Origin of the sequence: Pseudonocardia tropica, assembly GCF_040105315.1 — a bacterium.
Classification (GTDB): Bacteria; Actinomycetota; Actinomycetes; order Mycobacteriales; family Pseudonocardiaceae; genus Pseudonocardia; species Pseudonocardia alni.
In genome coordinates, this window is record NZ_JBEDNP010000003.1 from 339164 (window position 1) to 360108 (window position 20945).

The 20945-nt window shown below is 74.7% G+C and carries 21 protein-coding genes; 6 read left to right on the top strand and 15 right to left on the bottom strand.

All coding sequences use genetic code 11. The annotated features are described in order from the left end of the window. Positions 1–33: 33 nt before the first annotated feature. Genes WHI96_RS07225 through WHI96_RS07240 form a run of 4 tightly spaced genes read left to right on the top strand, consistent with a single transcriptional unit; the run spans position 34 to position 4384 of the window. A complete protein-coding gene (locus tag WHI96_RS07225; RefSeq protein ID WP_345642880.1) occupies positions 34–1431 on the top strand; it encodes an ABC transporter substrate-binding protein in 1398 nt (465 codons plus the stop codon). After that, positions 1428–2366, top strand: coding sequence for a carbohydrate ABC transporter permease (locus WHI96_RS07230; protein WP_373324099.1), 939 nt, complete (start codon positions 1428–1430; stop codon positions 2364–2366). Before WHI96_RS07225 ends, WHI96_RS07230 begins: the two co-directional genes overlap by 4 nt. Then, positions 2366–3229, top strand: coding sequence for a carbohydrate ABC transporter permease (locus WHI96_RS07235; protein ID WP_224403201.1), 864 nt, complete (start codon positions 2366–2368; stop codon positions 3227–3229). Before WHI96_RS07230 ends, WHI96_RS07235 begins: the two co-directional genes overlap by 1 nt. A 30-nt stretch (positions 3230–3259) precedes the next feature. After that, positions 3260–4384, top strand: coding sequence for an ABC transporter ATP-binding protein (locus WHI96_RS07240; RefSeq protein WP_345642884.1), 1125 nt, complete (start codon positions 3260–3262; stop codon positions 4382–4384). Between the two features lie 89 nt (positions 4385–4473). Here the strand turns inward: WHI96_RS07240 and rlmN are convergent, their stop codons facing one another. After that, positions 4474–5583: a dual-specificity RNA methyltransferase RlmN gene (rlmN, locus tag WHI96_RS07245; protein WP_345642887.1), complete on the bottom strand. Its 1110-nt coding sequence runs from the start codon at positions 5581–5583 to the stop codon at positions 4474–4476. Between the two features lie 31 nt (positions 5584–5614). Beyond that, a complete protein-coding gene (locus WHI96_RS07250; protein ID WP_345642889.1) occupies positions 5615–6193 on the bottom strand; it encodes a hypothetical protein in 579 nt (192 codons plus the stop codon). Positions 6194–6365: 172 nt separating this feature from the next. Between WHI96_RS07250 and WHI96_RS07255 the strand changes: the two genes are divergently transcribed. Beyond that, positions 6366–6848 (top strand): Rieske (2Fe-2S) protein, encoded by a 483-nt coding sequence (locus WHI96_RS07255; RefSeq protein ID WP_345642892.1) that lies wholly within the window; start codon positions 6366–6368, stop codon positions 6846–6848. Between the two features lie 22 nt (positions 6849–6870). Here WHI96_RS07255 and WHI96_RS07260 read toward each other — a convergent pair whose 3' ends face one another. From WHI96_RS07260 to rpsB, 5 genes are all read right to left on the bottom strand, one after another. Beyond that, positions 6871–7623, bottom strand: a complete 753-nt coding sequence (locus WHI96_RS07260; RefSeq protein WP_345642896.1) for a class I SAM-dependent methyltransferase — start codon at positions 7621–7623, stop codon at positions 6871–6873. Beyond that, a complete protein-coding gene (locus WHI96_RS07265; RefSeq protein WP_345642899.1) occupies positions 7620–8555 on the bottom strand; it encodes a phosphatidate cytidylyltransferase in 936 nt (311 codons plus the stop codon). Before WHI96_RS07265 ends, WHI96_RS07260 begins: the two co-directional genes overlap by 4 nt. A gap of 5 nt (positions 8556–8560) precedes the next feature. Further along, positions 8561–9118 (bottom strand): ribosome recycling factor, encoded by a 558-nt coding sequence (frr, locus tag WHI96_RS07270; RefSeq protein ID WP_020622047.1) that lies wholly within the window; start codon positions 9116–9118, stop codon positions 8561–8563. A 101-nt stretch (positions 9119–9219) separates the two neighbouring features. Next, positions 9220–10035: a translation elongation factor Ts gene (gene tsf, locus WHI96_RS07275; RefSeq protein ID WP_345642902.1), complete on the bottom strand. Its 816-nt coding sequence runs from the start codon at positions 10033–10035 to the stop codon at positions 9220–9222. A 93-nt stretch (positions 10036–10128) separates the two neighbouring features. Beyond that, entirely contained in the window at positions 10129–10992 is an 864-nt protein-coding gene (gene rpsB / locus WHI96_RS07280; RefSeq protein ID WP_062401033.1) for a 30S ribosomal protein S2, read from the bottom strand. Positions 10993–11416: 424 nt separating this feature from the next. On the opposite strand from rpsB, the gene WHI96_RS07285 reads away from it, so the two are divergent. Beyond that, the gene (locus tag WHI96_RS07285; protein ID WP_345642907.1) at positions 11417–12214 is read left to right on the top strand and encodes a M23 family metallopeptidase; all 798 of its coding nucleotides are present in this window, start codon (positions 11417–11419) and stop codon (positions 12212–12214) included. On the opposite strand, the gene WHI96_RS07290 is transcribed toward WHI96_RS07285, so the two are convergent. The 8 genes from WHI96_RS07290 to lepB form a co-directional block, all read right to left on the bottom strand. Further along, a complete protein-coding gene (locus tag WHI96_RS07290; protein WP_345642910.1) occupies positions 12171–13214 on the bottom strand; it encodes a FliA/WhiG family RNA polymerase sigma factor in 1044 nt (347 codons plus the stop codon). The genes WHI96_RS07285 and WHI96_RS07290 overlap by 44 nt on opposite strands. Then, positions 13189–14208 (bottom strand): tyrosine-type recombinase/integrase, encoded by a 1020-nt coding sequence (locus tag WHI96_RS07295; protein ID WP_345642913.1) that lies wholly within the window; start codon positions 14206–14208, stop codon positions 13189–13191. Before WHI96_RS07295 ends, WHI96_RS07290 begins: the two co-directional genes overlap by 26 nt. 31 nt (positions 14209–14239) lie before the next feature. After that, on the bottom strand, positions 14240–15421 hold the full coding sequence (locus tag WHI96_RS07300; RefSeq protein ID WP_345642917.1) for a DNA-processing protein DprA: 1182 nt from the start codon (positions 15419–15421) through the stop codon (positions 14240–14242). After that, a complete protein-coding gene (locus WHI96_RS07305; RefSeq protein ID WP_345642919.1) occupies positions 15418–16932 on the bottom strand; it encodes a YifB family Mg chelatase-like AAA ATPase in 1515 nt (504 codons plus the stop codon). The genes WHI96_RS07300 and WHI96_RS07305 overlap by 4 nt, the downstream gene beginning before the upstream one ends. Next, a complete protein-coding gene (locus WHI96_RS07310) occupies positions 16932–17294 on the bottom strand; it encodes a YraN family protein (protein ID WP_062401027.1) in 363 nt (120 codons plus the stop codon). The genes WHI96_RS07305 and WHI96_RS07310 overlap by 1 nt, the downstream gene beginning before the upstream one ends. Positions 17295–17428: 134 nt before the next feature. After that, a complete protein-coding gene (locus WHI96_RS07315) occupies positions 17429–17752 on the bottom strand; it encodes a DUF2469 domain-containing protein (protein ID WP_020627284.1) in 324 nt (107 codons plus the stop codon). Next, positions 17749–18519, bottom strand: coding sequence for a ribonuclease HII (locus WHI96_RS07320; RefSeq protein ID WP_345642987.1), 771 nt, complete (start codon positions 18517–18519; stop codon positions 17749–17751). The genes WHI96_RS07315 and WHI96_RS07320 overlap by 4 nt, the downstream gene beginning before the upstream one ends. A gap of 92 nt (positions 18520–18611) precedes the next feature. Then, positions 18612–20936 (bottom strand): signal peptidase I, encoded by a 2325-nt coding sequence (gene lepB / locus WHI96_RS07325; protein ID WP_345642923.1) that lies wholly within the window; start codon positions 20934–20936, stop codon positions 18612–18614. Between the last annotated feature and the right edge of the window lie 9 nt (positions 20937–20945).

The following is a 20945-nucleotide window of genomic DNA, read 5'->3' on the forward strand; positions in this document are numbered from 1 at the left end:
CCGTCGGAGCCCTCGACGACGAGGAGAGTGCCCGTGCGCCCGAGAACCAGGTCGCGTCCCGCCGTCCTCACCGCGCTGCTGGCGGTCATCGGTCTCGCCCTCACCGGCTGCGCCGGGGCCGGCACGTTCGGCCTGCCGGAGGGCACGCGGATCGTGACGATCGCGATCGTGTCCAACCCGCAGATGGAGGACGCGATCGAGCTCAGCCCGCGGTTCGAGGCCGAGAACCCCGGCATCACCGTGCGCTTCGTGAGCCTGTCGGAGAACGAGGCCCGCGCGAAGATCACCGCGTCGGTCGCCACCGGCGGCGACGAGTTCGACGCGGTGATGATCTCGAACTACGAGACCCCCCAGTGGGCCCGCAACGGCTGGCTGGTCGACCTCGACCCCCTCATGGACGCCACCCCCGGCTACGACCGGGACGACTTCACACCGACCATCCGCGGCGCCCTGTCCGGCCCCGACGGACACATGTACTCGGTGCCGTTCTACGGCGAGTCCGCGTTCCTGATGTACCGCAAGGACCTCTTCGAGCAGGCCGGGCTGACCATGCCCGCGAAGCCGACCTGGGACCAGGTCGCGCAGTTCGCCGACCGCCTCACCGACCGCGAGCAGGGCCGCGGTGGCATCTGCCTGCGCGGCAAGCCCGGCTGGGGCGAGGTCATGGCACCGGTCGACGCGATGATCAACTCCTACGGCGGCCGCTGGTTCGACGACCGGTGGAACGCCCAGCTGACCTCGCCCGAGGTGCGCAAGGCGGTCAACTTCTACGTCGACCTCGTCCGCCGCGACGGCCAGGCCGGCGCCGCGGGCTCCGGGTTCTCCGAGTGCGGCAACCAGTTCAGCCAGGGCAACACCGCGATGTGGTTCGACGCCACCGTCGCCGCGGGTCTGCTGGAGGACCCGGCCCAGTCCAACGTCGCCGGGAAGGTCGGCTACGCGCCGGCACCGACCGGCGTCGACGGCCTGTCCTCGGGCTGGCTGTACTCGTGGGCGCTGGCCATCCCCCGCACCACCGCGGACAAGGGCCCCGAGCAGGTCGACGCGACCTGGAAGTTCCTGTCCTGGATGACGTCGAAGCCCTACCAGCAGATGGTCGGCGAGGAGCTCGGCTGGACCTCCGTCCCGCCCGGCGCCCGCCAGTCGACCTACCGGATCCCCGAGTACGTCGCGGCGTCGAAGGCCTACGCGCCGCAGACCATCGCCGCGATCAACGCCGCCGACCAGGACCGGCCGACCCGCGACCCCGTCCCGTACACCGGGCTGCAGTTCGTCGGGATCCCCGAGTTCCAGGACCTGGGGACCCGGGTCAGCCAGCAGATCTCCGCGGCCATCGCCGGGCAGCAGACCGCCGACGAGGCCCTCGACCAGGCCCAGCAGTACGCCGAGACCGTCGGCGAGTCCTACCAGCAGAGCGGGGGCGACCGGTGACGACCACAGAGGCACCACCGCAGGCGGCACCGGAACGGCAGACCTCACCGGCCGCGGAGCGCCGCGACGGCTGGATCCGCCGGGCCCCGCTGCTGCCCGCGCTGATCTTCACGATCATCGTCACGCAGCTGCCGTTCCTGGTGACGATCTGGTACTCGCTGCAGTCCTGGAACCTGGTGCGCCCCGGCAGCCAGCGCTTCGTCGGGCTGGAGAACTACGCGACGGTCTTCACCGACTCGCAGTTCCGCGGCGTCGCGCTGAACTCGATCCTGCTGACCCTGGGCGCGGTCGCGATCGCGATGGTCCTCGGACTGCTGATCGCGCTGCTGCTCAACCGGGCGTTCCTCGGCCGCGGCATCGTCCGGACGCTGATCATCACGCCGTTCCTGATCACCCCGGTCGCCGGTGCGCTGCTGTGGAAGTCGGTGCTGTTCGATCCCACCTACGGCCTGGTGAACTTCCTGCTCTCGCCGTTCGGCGCCGGGCAGACCGACTGGGTGTCCACCTTCCCGCGGGCAGCGGTGATCATCGCGCTGGTGTGGCAGTGGACGCCGTTCATGATGCTGCTGATCCTCGCCGGGCTCGGCTCCCAGCCGCAGGAGGTCCTCGAGGCCGCCCGGATGGACGGGGCGACCGGGTTCGCGGTGTTCCGCGAGGTGACGCTGCCGCATCTGCAGCGGTTCATCGAGCTGGGTGTCGTGCTCGGCGCGATCTACCTGGTCAACACGTTCGACACGATCTACATGATGACCCAGGGCGGTCCGGGTACGGCGTCGGCGAACCTGCCGTTCTACATCTACCAGCGGGCGTTCCTGGGCTTCGACATCGGCGAGTCCGCCGCGATGGGCGTGGTCACCGTGGTGGCGACGATCATCGTCGCCACCCTGGCGCTGCGCCTGATCTTCCGCAGCTTCTCCGCCGCCGAGGAGGCGTGATGACCGCAGTCGCCGAACGGACCTCCACCCCCGCGACGACGCCGCGGAAGGCCCCGCGCGGGGCCGGGCCGCTGCTGAGCGTGCTGGCCTGGATCGTCGGGCTCGGGTTCTTCTTCCCGGTGCTGTGGATGGTGATGACCGCCTTCAAGACCGAGGCGCAGGCCGTCACGATCCCGCCGACGGTGTTCTTCGTCCCCACGTTCGACAACTTCGCCGAGGTGTTCGGCGGCGGGGTCGGGCCCTACCTGCTGAACTCGCTGTTCGCGACGGTCGCCTCGACGGTCCTGGTGCTCCTGCTGGGCACCCCGGCCGCGTTCGCGCTGTCGCTGCGGCCGGTGCGCAAGACCCAGGACGTGCTGTTCTTTTTCATCTCGACCAAGATGCTGCCGGTCGTCGCGGCGATCGTGCCGATCTACGTCGTCGTGAACTACCTGGGCGCGCTGGACAACATCTGGACGCTCGTCGTGCTCTACACGGCGATGAACCTGCCGATCGCGGTGTGGATGATGCGGTCGTTCTTCCTGGAGGTCCCCAAGGAGCTCCTGGAGGCCGCGAGCATGGACGGGGCCTCGCTGTGGCGCTCGCTGCGCGAGGTCGTGCTGCCGATCATCTCGCCCGGCATGGCCGCCACCGCGCTGATCTGCATGATCTTCGCCTGGAACGAGTTCTTCTTCGCGGTGAACCTGACCGCCTCGCGGGCCGCGACCGTGCCCGTGTACCTCGTCGGGTTCATCACCTCCGAGGGCCTGTACTTCGCCAGTCTTTGCGCGGCGGCCACCGTGGCCGCGCTGCCGGTCGTCATCGCCGGCTGGATCGCCCAGAACAAGCTGGTCCAGGGCCTGTCCTTCGGGGCCGTCAAGTGATCGTGTTCGTGGACAGGATGGGAGCCCGCCGTGGCTGACGTGGTGTTCGACCAGGCATCTCGGATCTACACCCCCGGAGCCAAGCCGGCCGTCGACCGGCTGGACCTGACGATCGAGGACGGCGAGTTCGTCGTGCTCGTCGGGCCGTCCGGATCGGGCAAGTCGACGGCGCTGCGCATGCTCGCGGGCCTCGAGGAGATCGACGGCGGCTCGATCCGGATCGACGGCGAGAACATGGTCGGTGTCGCCTCCCGGGACCGGGACATCGCCATGGTGTTCCAGAACTACGCGCTCTACCCGAACAAGACCGTCGGGGAGAACATGGCGTTCCCGCTGAAGATGGCCGGGATCGACAAGGCCGAGCGCGCGGTCAAGGTCAAGGAGGCCGCCGAGATCCTCGGCCTGACCGACTACCTCGACCGCAAGCCGCGCGCCCTGTCCGGCGGCCAGCGTCAGCGCGTCGCGATGGGCCGGGCGATCGTGCGCGAGCCGCGGGTCTTCCTGATGGACGAGCCGCTGTCGAACCTCGACGCGAAGATGCGAGTGCAGACCCGCACCGAGATCGCGGCGCTGCAGCGACGCCTGGGCGTCACCACCGTCTACGTCACCCACGACCAGGTCGAGGCCATGACGATGGGCGACCGCGTCGCGCTGCTCGCCGACGGGAAGCTGCAGCAGTTCGCCACCCCGGCCGACCTGTACGACCGGCCGCAGAACGCCTTCGTCGCCGGGTTCATCGGCTCGCCGGCGATGAACCTGTTCACCGCCAAGGTGACCGAGCGCGGGGTGACCCTCGCCGGGCGGGAGGTCGCCCTGCCCCAGGACGTCCGGTCGACGATCGGGGCGCACCAGCTCACCGAGGTGACCCTGGGCATCCGTCCCGAGCAGTGGACGGTCTCCCCCGACGGCGGCGAGGGCATCCCGGCCCGGGTCGACGTCGTCGAGGAGCTCGGGTCCGACGCCTACCTCTACGGCACCCTGGCCGAGGTCGCCGGTGACCTGTCGGCGACGGCGTCGCTGACCGGCTCGCGCGACGACGCCGTCGTCGTGCGGACCGCGGGGCGCACCGGGGCGCGGCGCGGGGACCGGGTGGCGCTGACGCCGTCGACCGAGGGGCTGCACCTGTTCCACCCGGAGAGCGGCGACCGGCTCTGAGCGGGTCCGCCCGGCGGCGCGAGGGGGGTCGCCGGGCGGATCGGCCCGGATGCGACGCAGCGAGCGGTGCGAGGGGGCCGCCGGGCGGGTCAGCCCGGGTGCGACGCGGCGAGCTGCCCGCAGGCCGCGTCGATCTCCTGGCCGCGGGTGTCGCGGACGGTGCAGGCGACGCCGGCCGCGCGGACCCGGCGCACGAACTCCTCCTCGACGGGCTTCGGCGAGGCGTCCCACTCGCTGCCCGGCGTCGGGTTCAGCGGGATGAGGTTGACGTGCACCCGGGACGTGCCGATGTGCCGGCGCAGGACCTTGGCCAGCATGTCGGCGCGCCACGGCTGGTCGTTCACGTCGCGGATCAGCGCGTACTCGATGGAGACGCGGCGACCGGTCGTGGTGGCGTAGCGGCGGCCCGCGTCGAGGACCTCGGCGACCTTCCACCGGTTGTTGACCGGGACGAGGGTGTCGCGCAGCTCGTCGTCCGGGCAGTGCAGCGAGATGGCCAGCGTGACCGGGATGCCCTCCTCGCGGAGCCGGTCGATCGCCGGGACGAGCCCGACGGTGGACACGGTGACCCCGCGCGCGGAGATGCCCAGCCCGTCCGGGGCAGGCTCGGTGATCCGGCGGACGGCGGCGACGACCCGCCTGTAGTTGGCGAGCGGCTCGCCCATCCCCATGAACACGACGTTCGACAGCCGGGTCGGCTCGTCCAGCACGCCGTCGCGGGCCTGGGCGGCGGCGCGGCGGACCTGGTCGACGATCTCGGCGGTCGACAGGTTGCGCTGCAGGCCGCCCTGGCCGGTGGCGCAGAACGGGCACGCCATCCCGCAGCCGGCCTGGCTGGAGATGCAGACCGTCGCCCGGTCCGGGTAGCGCATCAGCACGCTCTCGGCGAGCACGCCGTCGTGGCCGCGCCACAGCGTCTTGCGGGTGGCGCCGCCGTCGCAGGCCTTCTCGGTCAGCGGCGTGACCAGCGGCGGGAGCAGCGGGCGCAGCTTCTCCCGGACGTCACCGCCGAGGTCGCTCATGGTGTCGAGGTCGTCGGTGAGACGACCGAACCAGTGGCGGGCCAGCTGGTCGAGGCGGAACCGCGGCACGCCGAGCTCCTGCGCGACGGCGGCACGGTCGGCCGGGTCGACGTCGGCGAGGTGGCGGGGCGGAGTACCGCGGCGGGGTGCGTCGAAGACGAGCGGGAGGCTGGACATGGCACCTCCAGTGTGCCAGCCCGGCCGCGGGTCAACGGATCCCGGGGATCCGCACGTTGTAGCGCCGGGACAGGTCCTCCAGGATCCCGAGCCTGCGCGCGGCCGCAACCCACAGCACGATCCCGGCGCAGAGCCCGGTCACCGGCACCGCGGACCCGGTCCCCTGCCCCTGGTAGGTCAGGGCCAGGAAGGCGCCGAACGCGGCGATGAGCAGCACCAGGCCGCCGGTCGCGACGAGGCTGCGCTCCTCCAGCACGGTGGACGCCTGGATCAGCAGCACCCCGACCAGCGCGGCGGACAGGGCGGTGGCCAGCTCGCCGTAGTCGACCAGGGACAGCAGCGACGGCAGCAGCACGACCCCGGCGACGCCGATCACGACCAGCCGCTGCATCCGCCGCCTCCGCTCGGGGTGCAGGGTCACCGCCATCGCGGCGTTGCGCCGGCGCACGATCCACAGGTACGCGGTCAGGAAGATCCCGAGCGCGACGAGGACGGTGGCGAACCCGTTCCCGAGAGCACCCGCGCCGACCACCCAGGCCAGCAGGCCCAGGACGATCTCCAGGCTCGGCACGGGAACGCCCAGCGACGGCTGGCGCATCGTGTACGGCATGCGTCCACGGTAGCGAGAGCGGCCCGCGACACGGCGCAGGTGTGGCGGAACGACACACCCGTCCTACCCCGAACCGGACATCGTGGGAGGCTCGTCACGTGCCCGGGTCCCCGAACCCCGGGCCGCCACCACCACACCGCCGGGCCCCCGCCCGGCCTCCCCCAGGAGAGCCATGACCCTCCGCACGACGTCCCCCACCGAGCCCGACCCCGCCCCGCGCGCCGGAGGGCCCGCCCTCGGCCGCCGCGCGATGATCGCCGGTGCCGGCGTGGCCGCGATCGGCGCGGTCGCCGCCTGCGGTGGCGGCGGTTCCACCACCACCGACGACGGCGGGCAGGCCCAGACCGGGGACGCCCCGCAGGGCTCCCCCGGCACCGTCCTCGGCCCGGCGTCCGCGGTGCCGGTCGGCGGCGGCGCGATCTACGCCGACGCGCAGGTCGTCGTCACCCAGCCGCAGCAGGGGACGTTCACCGGGCTGTCCGCGATCTGCCCGCACCAGGGCTGCACCGTCAGCCAGGTCACCGACGGCCAGATCGTCTGCCCCTGCCACAACAGCCGCTTCTCCCTCGACGGCGCCGTCGTCGACGGACCGGCCCAGCGGCCGCTCGACCCGCGGCAGGTCACCGTCGCGGACGGGTCGATCACCCTGGCCTGAGGCCGCTCCCCGCGCCGCGGGCTCAGGACGGCAGGACGAGGCCGTCGGCGCGGCGCCGGGTGTGGAGCCGGTAGCCCACGCGCACGGTGCGGTCGGCGACGTCGTCGATCGCCCGGCGCGCGGTCCGGGCGGAGAACTCGATGCGCAGGACCTCCTCCAGGTCCGCGCGGCGCTCGAACCGCCAGGTCGAGGTGACCCGGCGCAGCGCGAAGCCGTGGGCGGCGAAGAACCGGTCGACCGCGGGCGGGTCGTAGCGGGGCAGGTCCGCCCGCAGCCAGGTGCCGTAGGGGCGCACCGTGAAGTCCAGGTCGACGACGGCGAGCACCCCGCCCGGGCGCAGCACCCGTTCGGCCTCGGCGAGCCCCGGTTCGCAGCCCGGCCCGAAGAAGTACGCGGTGCGGGCGTGCACCAGGTCCGCGCAGGCGTCGGGCAGCGGGAGCCGCTCGGCGCCCGCGGTGTGCAGGGTGATGCGGTCGTCACCGGCGACGCGCCGTCGTGCCCGTTCGACCAGCGGCGGGTGCGGCTCGACGCCGGTGACGGTGGCGGCCTGCTCGGCGAAGCGCGGCAGGTGGAAGCCGTCCCCGCAGCCGACGTCGACGACATCGGCCCCCGCCCAGCCGCCGGTCCCGTCCCACAGCGCGGCCCAGAGTTCGCCGTCGGCGTCCTGGGCGCGGTTCTCGGTCTCGTAGACCTCGGGCCAGTTCCAGATGTTCGGGCTGGGGATGGCCGGGCCGGGCTTCGGCCGGCCGCCGAACCCCTGGTAGGTGCGCTTCACGCGATCGGGACGACGATCCCGAGGATCGCCCAGGCGACGAACGCGGTCGGCAGCAGCGAGTCCAGGCGGTCCATCAGACCGCCGTGCCCGGGCAGCAGGTTGCCCATGTCCTTGACGCCGATGTCGCGCTTCACCAGCGACTCGACCAGGTCGCCCAGGGTGGCCGTCGCGACGAGCAGCGCACCGACGAGCGGCCCCCAGTACCAGGGCGCGTCGAGCATCAGCCCGATGCAGAGCGAGCCCGCGGCCATCCCGGCCACCAGCGAGCCCGCGAAGCCCTCCCAGGACTTCTTCGGGCTGATCGTGGGGGCCATCGGGTGCCGGCCCGCGACGACGCCCGCCGCATACCCGCCGACGTCGGAGGCGACCACGCAGAGCAGGAAGGTCAGGACCCGGCCCACGCCGTCCGGGGCGACGGTCAGCTGCACGGCGAAGGCCACCAGCAGCGGCACGTAGACCGCGACGAACAGCGAGGCGCTGATGTCGCGCACGAAGTGCGCCGCGCCGGTCCGCATCCGCCACAGCAGGCAGCCCAGCACCGTCGCGGCGAGGGCGACCGCGGCCCCGTGGAGGCCGAACGGCCAGGACAGCCAGACGACGGCCTGTCCGCCGACCAGCAGCACCGGCAGCGAGACCCGGATGTCGGCGCCCCGGCGCAGCGCGCCCGCGAGCTCCCAGGTGCCCACCGCGGTGACGCAGGCGAGCACCAGGACGAAGCCCTGACGCTGGATCAGCAGGCTCAGCAGGATGATGACGCCGAGCCCGACGCCGACCGCGATCGCCGCGACGAGGTTGCGACCCAGCCGGGACCGCTTGTACCCCTTCTGTCCCCGGACGGGCTTCGGCACGTCCGGGTTCGCCGACACGCCGGCCGGCCCGTCACCGGGGAGATCGGAGGTCACGGGGACGGCGGCGTCGAAGGAGGAGGGCACCGGGCTCAGACCTCGAGGAGCTCGGATTCCTTGTTCTTGACCAGCTCGTCGATCTGTGCGACGTAGCGGTCCGTGACGCCCTGCAGCTCCTTCTCGGCGCGGGCGACCTCGTCCTCGCCGGCCTCGCCGTCACGTTGGATGCGGTGCAGCTCGTCCATCGCCTTGCGGCGCAGGCCGCGGAGCACGACGCGCGCGTCCTCGCCCTTGCCGCGGGCGACCTTGACCATGTCCCGGCGCCGCTCCTCGGAGAGCTGCGGGATGATCACGCGGATGATCTGCCCGTCGTTCGACGGGTTGACCCCGAGGTCCGAGTCGGCGATCGCCTTCTCGAGCTGCTTGAGCTGGCTGGCGTCGTAGGGCTTGATGACCGCCATCCGCGCCTCGGGGATCGACACCGAGGCGAGCTGGTTCAGCGGGGTCCACGCGCCGTAGTAGTCCACGACGATCCGGGAGAACATGTTCGGAGTGGCCCGGCCGGTACGCACCGACGCCAGATCGTCACGGGCGACCGTGACGGCCTTCTCCATCTTCTCCTCGACGTCGAAGAGGGTTTCCTCGATCACGGTTGCATCCCCCGGCCTGGTCGTACTCGCTGGCGGTCACGATCCTCTCACCCTCCGCCCGGGCGGTGCGCGGAGCACCACCCGGGCGGGGGTGGGAAGGATCAGTTCTGGCCGACCTCGAAGCGCACGAAGTCGTTGATGGTCAGACCCGCCTCGTCGGCGACGGCCTTGACCGACTTCTTCGGGTCCACGACGGAGGCCTGCTCCAGGAGCACGACGTCCTTGTAGTAGCCGTTGACCCGGCCCTCGACGATGCGGGGCAGGACCTGCTCGGGCTTGCCCTCCTCGCGGGCGGTCGCCTCCGCGATCTTCTTCTCGTTCTCGACGATCTCGGCGGGGACCTGCTCACGGGTCAGGTACTCCGGCCGGGCCGCCGCGACCTGCATCGCGAGACCGCGGGCGGCCTCGGCGTCGTCGCCCTCGTAGGCGAGCAGGACGCCGATCTGCGGGGGCAGGTCGGTGGCGCGCTTGTGCAGGTAGACGGCCGCCTGGCCGGCGACCTGCGCGTAGCGCTTCAGCTCGAACTTCTCGCCGATGCGGGCCGACAGCTCCTGCACGGCCTCGCCGACGGTGGTGCCCTCGAGCTTGGCCTCACGGAGGGCCTCGAGGTCGACCGGCTTCTGCTCGACGGCGGCGGCGAGGATCTTCTCGGCCAGCGCGATGAAGTCGTCGGACTTGGCGACGAAGTCGGTCTCGCAGTCCAGCTCGACCAGGGTGCCGCCCTCGGCGACGACCAGGCCGTTGGCGGTGGCGCGCTCGGCGCGCTTGCCGACGTCCTTCGCGCCCTTGATGCGGAGGAGCTCGACGGACTTGTCGAAGTCGCCCTCGGACTCCTCGAGCGCCTTCTTGCAGTCCATCATCCCGGAGCCGGTGAGCTCACGGAGCCGCTTGACGTCGGCGGCGGTGTAGTTCGCCATCGGGTGTCTCTCGTCCTCTGGGTCGTGACGGGAATGGGTCACCGGGTCGCGTCCGGCGGGCCCGCGGTGTGCGGGCCCGCCGGACGCGCGCACTCAGTTCTGGGTGCCGTTGCTGGTGGAGGCGGGGGCGGCCGCGGCCGCCGCACCGTCGCCACCGGCGGCGGAGAGGCTGGCACCGTCGGAGCCGACCTCGTTGCCCGCCAGGACGTCCTGCTCCCACTCGGCGAGCGGCTGCTCGGCGGCGGCCTCGCCACCCTCGCCCCGGCGCTGGCCACGGGAGACCAGACCGTCGGCGGCGGCCTTGGCGATGACCTTGGTCAGCAGCGCGGCCGAGCGGATCGCGTCGTCGTTGCCCGGGATCGGGAAGTCGACCTCGTCCGGGTCGCAGTTCGTGTCCAGGATGGAGACGACCGGGATCTTGAGCTTCCGGGCCTCGCCGACGGCGATGTGCTCCTTCTTGGTGTCCACGATCCAGACGGCGGACGGGACCTTGGACATGTCGCGAATACCGCCGAGGGTCTTCTCGAGCTTGTCCTTCTCACGGGTCAACGTGAGGATCTCGCGCTTCGAGCGGCCCTCGAAGCCACCGTTCTGCTCCATCGCCTCGAGCTCCTTGAGGCGCTGCAGGCGACGGTGGACGGTCTGGAAGTTGGTGAGCATGCCGCCCAGCCAGCGCTGGTTGACGTACGGCATGTTGACCCGGGCCGCCTCCTCGGCGATGACCTCCTGGGCCTGCTTCTTGGTGCCGACGAACATGATCGTCCCGCCGTGCGCGACGGTCTCGCGCACGAACTCGTAGGCGCGGTCGATGTACGACAGCGTCTGCTGGAGGTCGATGATGTAGATGCCGTTGCGCTCGGTGAGGATGTAGCGCTTCATCTTCGGGTTCCAGCGACGGGTCTGGTGCCCGAAGTGCACGCCGCTGTCGAGCAGCTGCTTCATGGTGACGACGGCCATGGCCTGCGTTCACCTCTCGGTCGGGCGCGGCGGACGCCGCGCAGGCGGTTCGTGGGCCCACCGGTCGGTGGACCACCCTGGCGCCCGCGGCGGGGCCGGACCCGTTCCCCCTGGTCACACGTGAGCGTGACGTCGGGATCGCAGGACCGCCCGGCCTCCGCTCCCGACGCCGTACCCTGGGGGACGGCGCGACGGGCGAGCGGGCGCGCGAAGTCACCACGACGGACGTGGTGCGGACCCCAGTGTACGCCGGTGCCTCCGGGCCGATCGCGGCGGAGCCCGGTTCCGGTGGCGGTTGTCCACAACCGGCCGGTACGTCCACAGGGCGACGGTCCACCCCGGCGACGAACGGTCGTCGTCGCAGGCTGGACGGGTGCCTCTCCCCCCGTCGGCCGCGCCTCCCCCGCCCCGGAGCCCGCGTCATGTGTTCCGCCCGGGATGGCGGGCCGGGCTGCGGGCGGGCGCGGTGCTGCTCGCCGTGGTGGTGACCGGGGTGGCGCTCGTGCCGCCGGGAGCTGCGGTCGCCGCACCGGTGGTCGCCGCACCGGTGGTCGCCGCACCGGTGGTCGCCGCACCGGAGACCGCCGTCCCGACTCCGGAGCCACCTCCCGGGGTCGACGGCATCCCGCCTCCGCCCGGCGGCGGGCCCGCTCCGGGCGGGCCCCCGGACGCAGCGGGCCCGGCGCCCGCACCGCCGCGGCCGCCCGGAGCGGGGATCCCGGCCCCCGGGGCGGACTACGCGTGGCCGCTGCTCCCGCCCCCGGCGGTCACCGCGGTGTTCCGCAAGCCCGCGTTCCGCTACGGCCGCGGGCACCGCGGCGCCGACCTCGCCGGTTCCCCCGGGCAGGCGGTGCTCGTCGCGCGGGAGGGGGTCGTGGTGTTCGCCGGGCGGATCGCCGGGCGCGGCGTCGTCTCGGTCGACCACCCCGACGGGCTGCGGAGCACCTACGAGCCCGTGACCGCCGCCGTCGTCGCCGGGGCGCGGCTCCTCGGGGGTGACCCGGTGGGAACGCTGGAACCCGGGCACACCGGGTGCCCGGCCGCGGCCTGCCTGCACTGGGGCGTGCGCCGGGAGCGGCTCGACCACCTGGACCCGCTGGTCCTGCTGCGGCCTCCCCGGGTCCGGCTGCTGCCGTGGGAGGGAGCTCCGGAGCCCGCGGAGGTCGCTCCCGTGCAGGTCAGCCGGCCAGCGCCGGCTCCATCGACGCCCGCAGCCGGGTGATCATCCGGGCGTGCAGCTGGCAGACCCGGGACTCGGTGACCCCGAGGACCCCGCCGATCTCGGCCAGCGTCCGGTTCTCGACGTAGTAGAGGCGCAGGACCAGCCGGTCCCGCTCCCCCAGCAGCCCGATCGCGGCACGCAGCTCCTCCCCGGTCTCCCTCCGGACCGCCGCGGTCGCCGGGTCCACCGAGTCGTCGGCCGGGAGCGTCGACAGCGGTGAGCGCGCCGGGCCGCCCGCACCGAGGTCCTCGGCGCTGACCAGGTACATCGGCCGCCGGGCCTGACGGAGGTCACGCACCGCGACGCCCAGCTCCGCGGCGAGCTCGCCGTCGGTCGCGGGACGCCCGGCGCGGAACTGCACCGCCTCACGGGCCCGTTCGACCTCGCGGCTGCGCGCCCGCACGGTGCGGGGCACCCAGTCCTGGGCGCGCAGCTCGTCGAGCATGGCGCCCCGGACCCGCTGGACCGCGTAGGCCTCGAAGCGGATCCCGCGTGCGGGGTCGAACCGGTCGACGGCCTCCATCAGACCGAACGTCCCGGACTGCAGCAGGTCGGCGAGCTCGATCGACGACGGCAGCCGCACCGCCAGCTTCGTCCCCACACCGCGCACGAGCGGGGCGTGGTGCTCGACCAGGCATCGTCGCGCGGCGGGGCCGCGGGTGGCGAGGAACTCGCGCCACAGCGGCACGACCGCCGGCTCGACGGTCTCGTTCAGGTGACCCGGCGCGCCGTCGGGCGTGTCGCGGGGCGCCCGGTCCGTCGCCGGGACCAGCGCGATGCACGCCGGGGCCGCGCCCGCCGGTGGCCGTCCGGTGGGAGTGTCGAGGAGGCCGCGGCGCGGGTGCCCGGGTGGGTCGTGGACCGGGCCGAGGACGGCCGCGCGGGGTGTGTCGGCACCCGCGGCCCTCCGGTCGAGGACCGTGGCCAGGGCGGTGGGGAACGCATCGGGACGGCGGGACGTCGTGGAGGACGCCTCAGGCCCGAGGGTGCGCCTGGTCATGAACCACCTTCAACCGGTCGACGGTCACATGCGTGTAGAGCTGTGTCGTCGACAGCGTAGCGTGACCGAGTAACTCCTGTACGTAACGAAGGTCGGCCCCGCCCTCGAGCAGATGGGTCGCCGCGGCGTGCCGCAGCCCGTGCGGTCCGACGTCCGGGACGCCCGGTACCGCCCGGATCGCGCGGTGCACGACGGTCCGTGCGACGCGCGGGTCCAGCCGCCCGCCCCGTACGCCCAGCAGCAGCGCCGGCGGCGACGACGGGGTCGCCAACGCCGGTCGGCCGTGGTCGAGCCAGCGGCGCAGGGCGCGTGCGGCGGGGACCCCGAACACGACGGTCCGTTCCCGGTCGCCCTTGCCCCGGACCCGCAGCGTGCGGGCGGACTCGTCGACCGCCCGGACGTCCAGCCCGCACAGCTCCGCGACCCGGATCCCGGTCGCGTAGAGCAGTTCGAGGACCAGCAGGTCGCGCAGCGCCTCCGGGGCGTCCTCCGCCGCACCGGAGGCCACGGCGTCGAGCACCGCCGCGGTCTCCGCCACGGCAGGCACCTCCGGCAGGACGGTGCCCGCGCGCGGCGACCCGAGCCGTGCGGCCGGGTCGTGGTCGAGCCGCCCGGTGCGCACCGCCCAGGCGCAGAAGGTCCGGGCCGCGGCGGTGCGCCGGGCGACGGTGGCCCGCCCGGCGCCGGCGGCGTGCGCCGCGCCGAGCCGCCGGCGCAGGTGGTCCAGGTCGAGCGCTCCGAGGCCGGGGAGCCCGCAGAGCAGGTCGGTGAGGTCCGAGCGGTAGCCGCGGACGGTGTGCGGCGAGCGGTTCCGCTCGTGGCGCAGGTGCCCGGTGAACTCCTCGAGCGCGGTGGCGACCTCCGGCGCGAGCCCGTCGCCCGCGGCGCGGGCGCCCGCCGGACCCACGGCCGGTCCGTCGACCGCGCGGGGGGCCGGCTCGGTGGCCGCGGGACGGGGTGACCCCGCGGGACCGGAGGACTCTGTGCGCGCCATGCCCGGACGGTCCGCCGCCGCGGGGCCCCGGTCAAGGACCCGCCCGGCGTGCCGGACGCTGCCACAGCCCCTGGTGGTACTCGGCGAGCCCACGGTCCTCCAGCTCGGTCAGCGCTGCGCGCAGCTCGTCGGGACCGACGCCCGCGGCCTCCCCGATCCGTCCCGGTGGCCACGCGGCACGGGCGGGCAGCGCGTCGTGGACCGCCAGCACCCGCGGGTCGAGCCCGTCGGTCGGGCGGGACTCCCCCTGCGGCGGCAGGGCGAGGTCCACGCCCAGCCGGCCGACGACCTCCAGGACGTCCTCGGGCCGCCCGACGAGGCCCGCCTGGTGCGAGCGGACCAGCTCGTGGCAGCCGACCGACATCCCCGATGTCACCGGGCCCGGCACCGCCATCAGCGGGCGCCCCAGCGCGGTCGCGTCGGCGGCGGTGCGCTTCGTCCCGCTGCGTGCCCCGGCCTCGACGACGAGGGTCCCGACACCGAGTGCGGCCAGCAGCCGGTTGCGGACGAGGAACCGCAGCCGGCCGGGGATCGTGCCGGGCGGGTACTCGGTGAGCACCAGACCGGTCGCGGCGATCCGTTCCAGGAGACCGGTGTGCGCGGCCGGGTAGACGCGGTCCGGGCCGCAGGCCAGCACCGCGACCGTCGCGCCGTCGACGGCGAGCGCCCCGCGGTGCGCGGCCGCGTCGATCCCGAACGCGGCGCCGGAGAGGACCGCGACGCCGCGCCGGGCCAGCGTCGCGGAGAAGTCCGCGGCCACGTTCAGCCCGTACGGGGTCGCGGCACGGGACCCGACGACGGTGACCGACCGGTCGGCGAGCGCCGCGATCTCCCCCGGCCCGCGGGCCCACAGCGCGATCGGGGGCGCGAGGTCGGCCCGCGGGGCCTCGGCGAACGACCGGAACGGCCACGACGGCCAGCCCGGGTCCTCCGGCACGAGCAGCCGTGCCCCGGCGGCCGCGGCCGCCTCCAGGTCGGCCCCGGAGCGGTCGGCGCCCCGCCGGGCCGCCGCGGCGCGCAGCAGCTCGTCGGGGACGGCACCGCGACGCAGCCGGTCGGCCGCCTCGACCGGCCCGTACCGGTCGACCAGGGCGACGAGGTGCCGGTTCGGGGGTTCGACGCAGCGCAGCAGATAGGCGCGGGCGCGCAGGACCTCCTCGGGCACCGCGCCGGCGTCGGTAGCCGGGCGGACGGCCGGGACCGGGGCGCTCACGCGGCACCCCGCTCACGGAAGTACAGCGCCGCGTCGACCAGGCCGCGGTCGGGCCGGTCGGCCCCGGCGAGGTCGCTGAGCGTCCACGCGACCCGCAGCGCGCGGTCCGCGCCGCGGGCGCTCAGGTCCCCGGCCCGCAGCCGGGCCTCCAGCGGTGCGATCACCCGGGCGGGCAGCGGGAAGCGGGTCCGCAGGGCGGGGCCGGGCACCTCGGCGTTGCACCGCCACCCGTGCTCCGACCAGCGTGCGACGGCGGCGGCGCGGGCGTCGAGCACCCGGCGGCGGACGGTCGCGGTGTCCTCGCCCCGCTGCTCGGTCACCCGCAGCGCGGTCACCGGCTCCATCGCCACCCGCAGGTCGACCCGGTCGAGCAGCGGGCCGGACAGCCGGGACATGTAGCGGCGGCGGGCGTCGGGGCGGCAGGTGCAGTCGCGGTCGATCGGCGGTGCGCACGGGCACGGGTTCGCCGCGAGGACGAGCTGGAACCGGGCCGGGTAGCGCACGGTGCCGTCGGCGCGGGACAGCCGGACCTCGCCCTCCTCCAGCGGGGTGCGCAGCCCGTCGAGGACCGAGGCGGGCCAGTGCGGGCACTCGTCGAGGAAGAGCACCCCGCGGTGGGCCAGCGACACCGCGCCGGGCCGGGCGACGCCGCTGCCCCCGCCGAGCAGCGCCGCGGTCGACGCCGAGTGGTGCGGCGCGACGAACGGCGCACCCGTGCTGAGCGCCCCGGTGTCGCCGAGCCGGCCGGCCACCGAGCGGATCGCGGCGAGCTGCAGTGCCTCGGCGCGGTCGAGCTCGGGCAGCAGCCCCACCACGCGCTGGGCCAGCATCGTCTTGCCGGTGCCGGGTGGGCCGACCATCAGCAGGTGGTGCCCGCCGGCGGCGGCGATCTCCAGGGCGCGCCGGGCGTCGTGCTGGCCGAGCACGTCGGCCAGCTCGGGCGCTGCGACGGCCGGGGCCTGCTCCTGCCCGCCGTCGTGCCGGTGCAGCAGCCGGTTGCCCGCCGCCCAGTCCAGGACGTCACCGAGGCTGTCGGCGCCGAACGCCTCGATCCCGTCGACCAGCGCGGCCTCGGCGAGCGCGGCACGGGGCACGACGGCGCGGACCATCCCGGCGTCGCGGGCGGCGAGCAGGCAGGGCAGCACCCCGAGCACCGGGCGCAGCCTGCCGTCGAGGGCGAGCTCGCCGAGCAGCGCGGTGCCGCGCAGCCGGTCGGGCGGCACCGCGTCCGCGGCGACGAGGACGCCGAGCGCCAGGGCGAGGTCGAACCGGCTGCCGGTCTTGCGCAGCGTCGCCGGGGAGAGGGCGAGCACGATCCGCTCGTTGGGCCAGGTGCGGCCGGAGTGCACGATCGCGGACCGGACCCGGTCCTTGGACTCGTTGAGGGCGGCGTCGGGCAGGCCGACGAGGTGCACGCCGGGCATCCCGCCGCCGATGACCGCCTCGATCTCGACGGGGACGCCGTCGACGCCGTGCAGCGCCACCGACCAGATCCGTGCCGGGGGCCGCATCAGAACGCCGCCGGGTAGTGGGTGAGCGTGACCGGCCGGCCGGGCCGGATCAGGACCGCCACGACGTCGAACCTGATCTCGACCCAGCTCACCCGGTGGGCGGCCATGAACGCCTTCGCCAGCAGCCGTATCCGGCGTGTCTTGCGGCGCGTCACCGCCTCGGCGGGCTCGCCGTAGCGGAGCCCGGAACGGGTCTTGACCTCGCAGAACACCAGCCGTTGCTGCGGGTCGACCGCGACGATGTCGATCTCACCGTGCGTGCACCGCCAGTTGCGGCTGAGCACGACCATCCCGTGTGCCCGCTCGAGGTACTCGGCGGCGGTGTCCTCACCGCGGCGGCCGAGCTCGTCCTTCGCTGCCATGGGTCCACGATCGGGCCGGGTGGGCCCGTCGCGGGGGTGGATCGGCCGGCTGTGGACGGATCCGCCGGTTGGGGACGGGCACCGCCGGCCGCGCCGCCGGGGCGGCGGAACCGTCGGTGGGGTCTGCTACGCGCTCAGCCCGGGAACTGGTCGTCGTCGGGGAGCCGCAGGTCCGGGGTGTCGAGCTCCTCGATGTTGACGTCCTTGAACGTCACCACCCGCACGTTCTTGACGAACCGCGCCGGTCGGTACATGTCCCACACCCACGCGTCGGACATGCGGACCTCGAAGTAGACCTCGCCGTCGGCGTTGCGCGGGGCGACGTCGACGGAGTTGGCCAGGTAGAACCGACGCTCCGTCTCCACGACGTAGGAGAACTGGGCGACGATGTCGCGGTACTCCTTGTAGAGCGTGAGCTCCATCTCGGTCTCGTACTTCTCGAGATCCTCGGCGCTCACCGGCCCGCTCCTCCTGTGACGATCTCCAACGGCTCCCACGCCCCGACCGTGTCCTCCGGGTCTCCGGGGTCGGGTTCCTGCTCGGGGAGCGCCCCATTGTGGACCAGCCCCGCCGGGACCTCGCGCCCGGCCACCGCGGCGACGTTCGCGAAGGAGAACCGGTGCTCCGGACAGGGCCCGTGTGCACGCAGCGCGGCCTCGTGGTCCGGGGTGCTGTAGCCCTTGTGCACGGCGAAGCCGTAGCGGTCGTGCTCGGCGTCGAGCGCGGTCATGATGCGGTCCCGGGTGACCTTGGCCAGCACCGACGCCGCCGCGATGCAGGCCGCCACCCGGTCCCCCTTCGGCACCGCGAGGGCGGGGCGGCCGAAGCCGCGGACCGGGAAGCCGTCGGTCAGGACGTAGCCGGGCCGGACCGCGCTCAGCGCGGCCACCGCGCGGCGCATGCCCTCGATGTTGGCCACGTGCACCCCGCGGCGGTCGACGTCGGCCGCCGGGATCACGACGACGGCGTGGTCCAGCGCCCGGGCGCGGATGCGGTCGTACCAGTGGTCGCGGGCGGCCGGGGTCAGCAGCTTGGAGTCGGTCAGCCCGTCGAGGGCCTTCGCGTCCGCGGGCCGCAGCACCGCCGCGGCGACGACGAGCGGTCCGGCACTCGCACCGCGACCGGCCTCGTCGACGCCGGCGACCGGGCCGAGCCCGTGGCGCTGCAGCACCGTCTGCAGGGTCCAGGTGCCGCCGTCGCGGACGACGGCGCGCGGCGGACGCAGCCCGTCGGGCAGGACCCGTACGGGGCGTCGGCGGGCACGCGGCCGTCCGGTGGGACGGGCGCGGCTGGGCGGAACCGGCACGGTGCTCCCGGTCAGGCTCTCCGGCGCCACCCGTGCGGGGGGCGCGTCGCGGGCAGGAACCGCTCGGCCTCGGCACGGGCGAGCAGGGCGCGTCGCCGGCCGGCCGCGAGCGGCAGGGTCCCCATGATGCCCAGCGCCAGCGGCAGCCCGCCGGGCAGCCCCGGGAGCCCGGCCGCCTCGGCCGTGGTCTGCGGGTCGACCGCGCTGACCCAGCCGAACCTGTCGAAGGGCAGCACGATCAGCCGGACCTTGCCGATGACGTTGGCCTCGGGGATGGGGCCGTGCCCGGCCGCCCGGGAGTCCGCGGAGTTGTTCCGCGAGTCGCCCATCATCCAGTACTGGCCCTCGGGGACCGTGATCGGACCGAACGGGATCTGCCGGGCCGGACCCGCCTCGGGCAGGTAGTAGATGTAGGGCTCCTCCAGCGGCTGCCCGTCGACGACGACCTGGTTGAGGGCGTCGCAGCAGGAGACCGTCTGGCCGCCGACGGCGATCACCCGCTTGACGAAGTCCTTCTCGTCCGGCGGGGCGATGCCGACCAGCGAGCCGAGCGACTGCAGGCCCTTGAGCAGCGGGTTCTCGCTGCCCTCGCCGCTGTAGGTCTCGCTGGCCCAGCCGTCGGTGCCCCGGAACACGACGATGTCGCCCGGGGTGATGTCGGTGAAGTTGTAGGTGACCTTGTCGACGAGCACGCGGTCGTTGTTGCAGCCGGTGCAGCCGTGCAGCGTCGTCTCCATCGAGCCCGACGGGATGACGTAGACCTTCGCGAGGAAGGTCTGGATGAGGACCGTCAGCAGGATGGCGACCCCGGCCAGGAGCAGGATCTCCTTCCAGAACGCCGCCTTGGGCTTCTCCTCGCCCGCCGCGGCCGCGGCGGAGCCGCGCCCGGTCAGGGCGGCGATCCGGCCACCGATGCCGACGGGGCCGCTGCGGCGCGCGGCGCGGCCACCGGTGGCGGGCTCCGGCTCGTCCGTCGCGTCCTGCGGGTCGGCGGGGGTGTCGTCGGGGTCCTCGGACGGTTCCGCCGGGACGGCGGCCGCGCGACGGCGGCGCGGGGGACGCGCCGGCGCGTCGGCGCCGGGGTACGGGACGGCGGCGGTCCCGGGGTCGGCGTCGACGTCGTCGCCGACCGGGGCGGCGGCCGCGCGGACGTGCCGCGGGTCGGCCTCCGGAGACACCCGGCGACGCGTGGTCGCGGCGGCGTCGGGGTCCGGCGCGACCGGGCGACGGGTGCCCGGGGCGCCGTCGGCGTCCGGTGGGACGGGACGGCGGGTCGTCGGTGCGGCACCGTCGACCGGCGGGCCGGCGGGCCGGCGACCGGCGCGCGGCGCGGCCCGGTCGGTTCCACTGACGGCGCCGTCCGGGCGACCGGGGACACCGCCGTCGGGCCGGGGCTCCGGGTGGGCGCCGTCGGTGTACTCGGCGGACCGGGCGCGGACGGGCGGACGGCCCGGGGCGCGACCGCGCGGGTCGGGGCGGCCGTAGCCGTCGGGCGCGTACCCGTCGGGCCGGTAGCCCTCGGGTGCACGACCGTCGGGCGCGTAGCCGTCGACGCCGTGGCCGCGGGGAGCGTGGTCGTCGGGGCCGGAGGGGCCGAAGCCGGCGGCGGGGGGCCGGCCGTTGCGCCGGGGCGCGTCGGGGCCGCGGAAGGGTGGCGCGGCGGACGGGTCGAACCCGGCGGGCGGGGCCGTGGTCGGGTCGGACCCGGCGGCCCGGCGGCCGGGCCTGCGGTCGGAGGGGAGCGGGTCGGGACCCGGGCGGACGCCGTGACGACCGGTTCCCTCGGGGCGCCCGACCGGCGGGGCCGGACGACGGGGGTTCGGGGCCTGCTCTGGGCGGCTGCCGGGCCGCGGCCACGGCCTGCCGTTCGGTGCGGCGCCGGGCTCGGAGCCGTCGGGCCGGTTCAGCCGGGCCGCGTAGCGGGCCCGCAGCGTGTCCGGGCCCTCGGTGGCCGGGGCGGGCCGCTCCTCGGGGAGCGGGCCGCCCGCGTCGACGCCGTGCCGGCCGGAACGTCCGGCGGCGAGCTCGTCGAACCCGTTGCGGTAGCGACGCCCGCGGGGACGGGCCTCGTCGGCGCTGTCCTCCAGGCCCGCGTGCCGGGTACGGACCCCGCGCGGCGCGCCCTCGGGCTCACCGTCCGCGGAGCCGTGCCGGGCCGGAACCCCGTGCTGCAGCGCGGTCCCGAGCAACCACTGCTGCTCGTCGCCGCCCGGTTCACCACCGGCGGGCGGCGGGTCCTCGGGGGCCCGCCGCCGACCGGGGCGCTCGGGGACATCGCTGCCGCGATACCGCCGGGGGCGGGCCCGGCGGTCGTCGGGGAGCTCGGGGAAGGCCACGCGTCGAGA

Excerpts from the sequence above, each read along its gene's own strand:
- WHI96_RS07235 (WP_224403201.1), top strand. The coding sequence starts at position 2,366 with ATGACCGCAGTCGCCGAACGGACCTCCACCCCCGCGACGACGCCGCGG.
- rlmN (WP_345642887.1), bottom strand. The coding sequence starts at position 5,583 with ATGTCCAGCCTCCCGCTCGTCTTCGACGCACCCCGCCGCGGTACTCCG.
- WHI96_RS07250 (WP_345642889.1), bottom strand. The coding sequence starts at position 6,193 with ATGCCGTACACGATGCGCCAGCCGTCGCTGGGCGTTCCCGTGCCGAGC.
- WHI96_RS07255 (WP_345642892.1), top strand. The coding sequence starts at position 6,366 with ATGACCCTCCGCACGACGTCCCCCACCGAGCCCGACCCCGCCCCGCGC.
- tsf (WP_345642902.1), bottom strand. The coding sequence starts at position 10,035 with ATGGCGAACTACACCGCCGCCGACGTCAAGCGGCTCCGTGAGCTCACC.
- rpsB (WP_062401033.1), bottom strand. The coding sequence starts at position 10,992 with ATGGCCGTCGTCACCATGAAGCAGCTGCTCGACAGCGGCGTGCACTTC.
- WHI96_RS07290 (WP_345642910.1), bottom strand. The coding sequence starts at position 13,214 with ATGACCAGGCGCACCCTCGGGCCTGAGGCGTCCTCCACGACGTCCCGC.
- WHI96_RS07295 (WP_345642913.1), bottom strand. The coding sequence starts at position 14,208 with ATGGCGCGCACAGAGTCCTCCGGTCCCGCGGGGTCACCCCGTCCCGCG.
- WHI96_RS07305 (WP_345642919.1), bottom strand. The coding sequence starts at position 16,932 with ATGCGGCCCCCGGCACGGATCTGGTCGGTGGCGCTGCACGGCGTCGAC.
- WHI96_RS07310 (WP_062401027.1), bottom strand. The coding sequence starts at position 17,294 with ATGGCAGCGAAGGACGAGCTCGGCCGCCGCGGTGAGGACACCGCCGCC.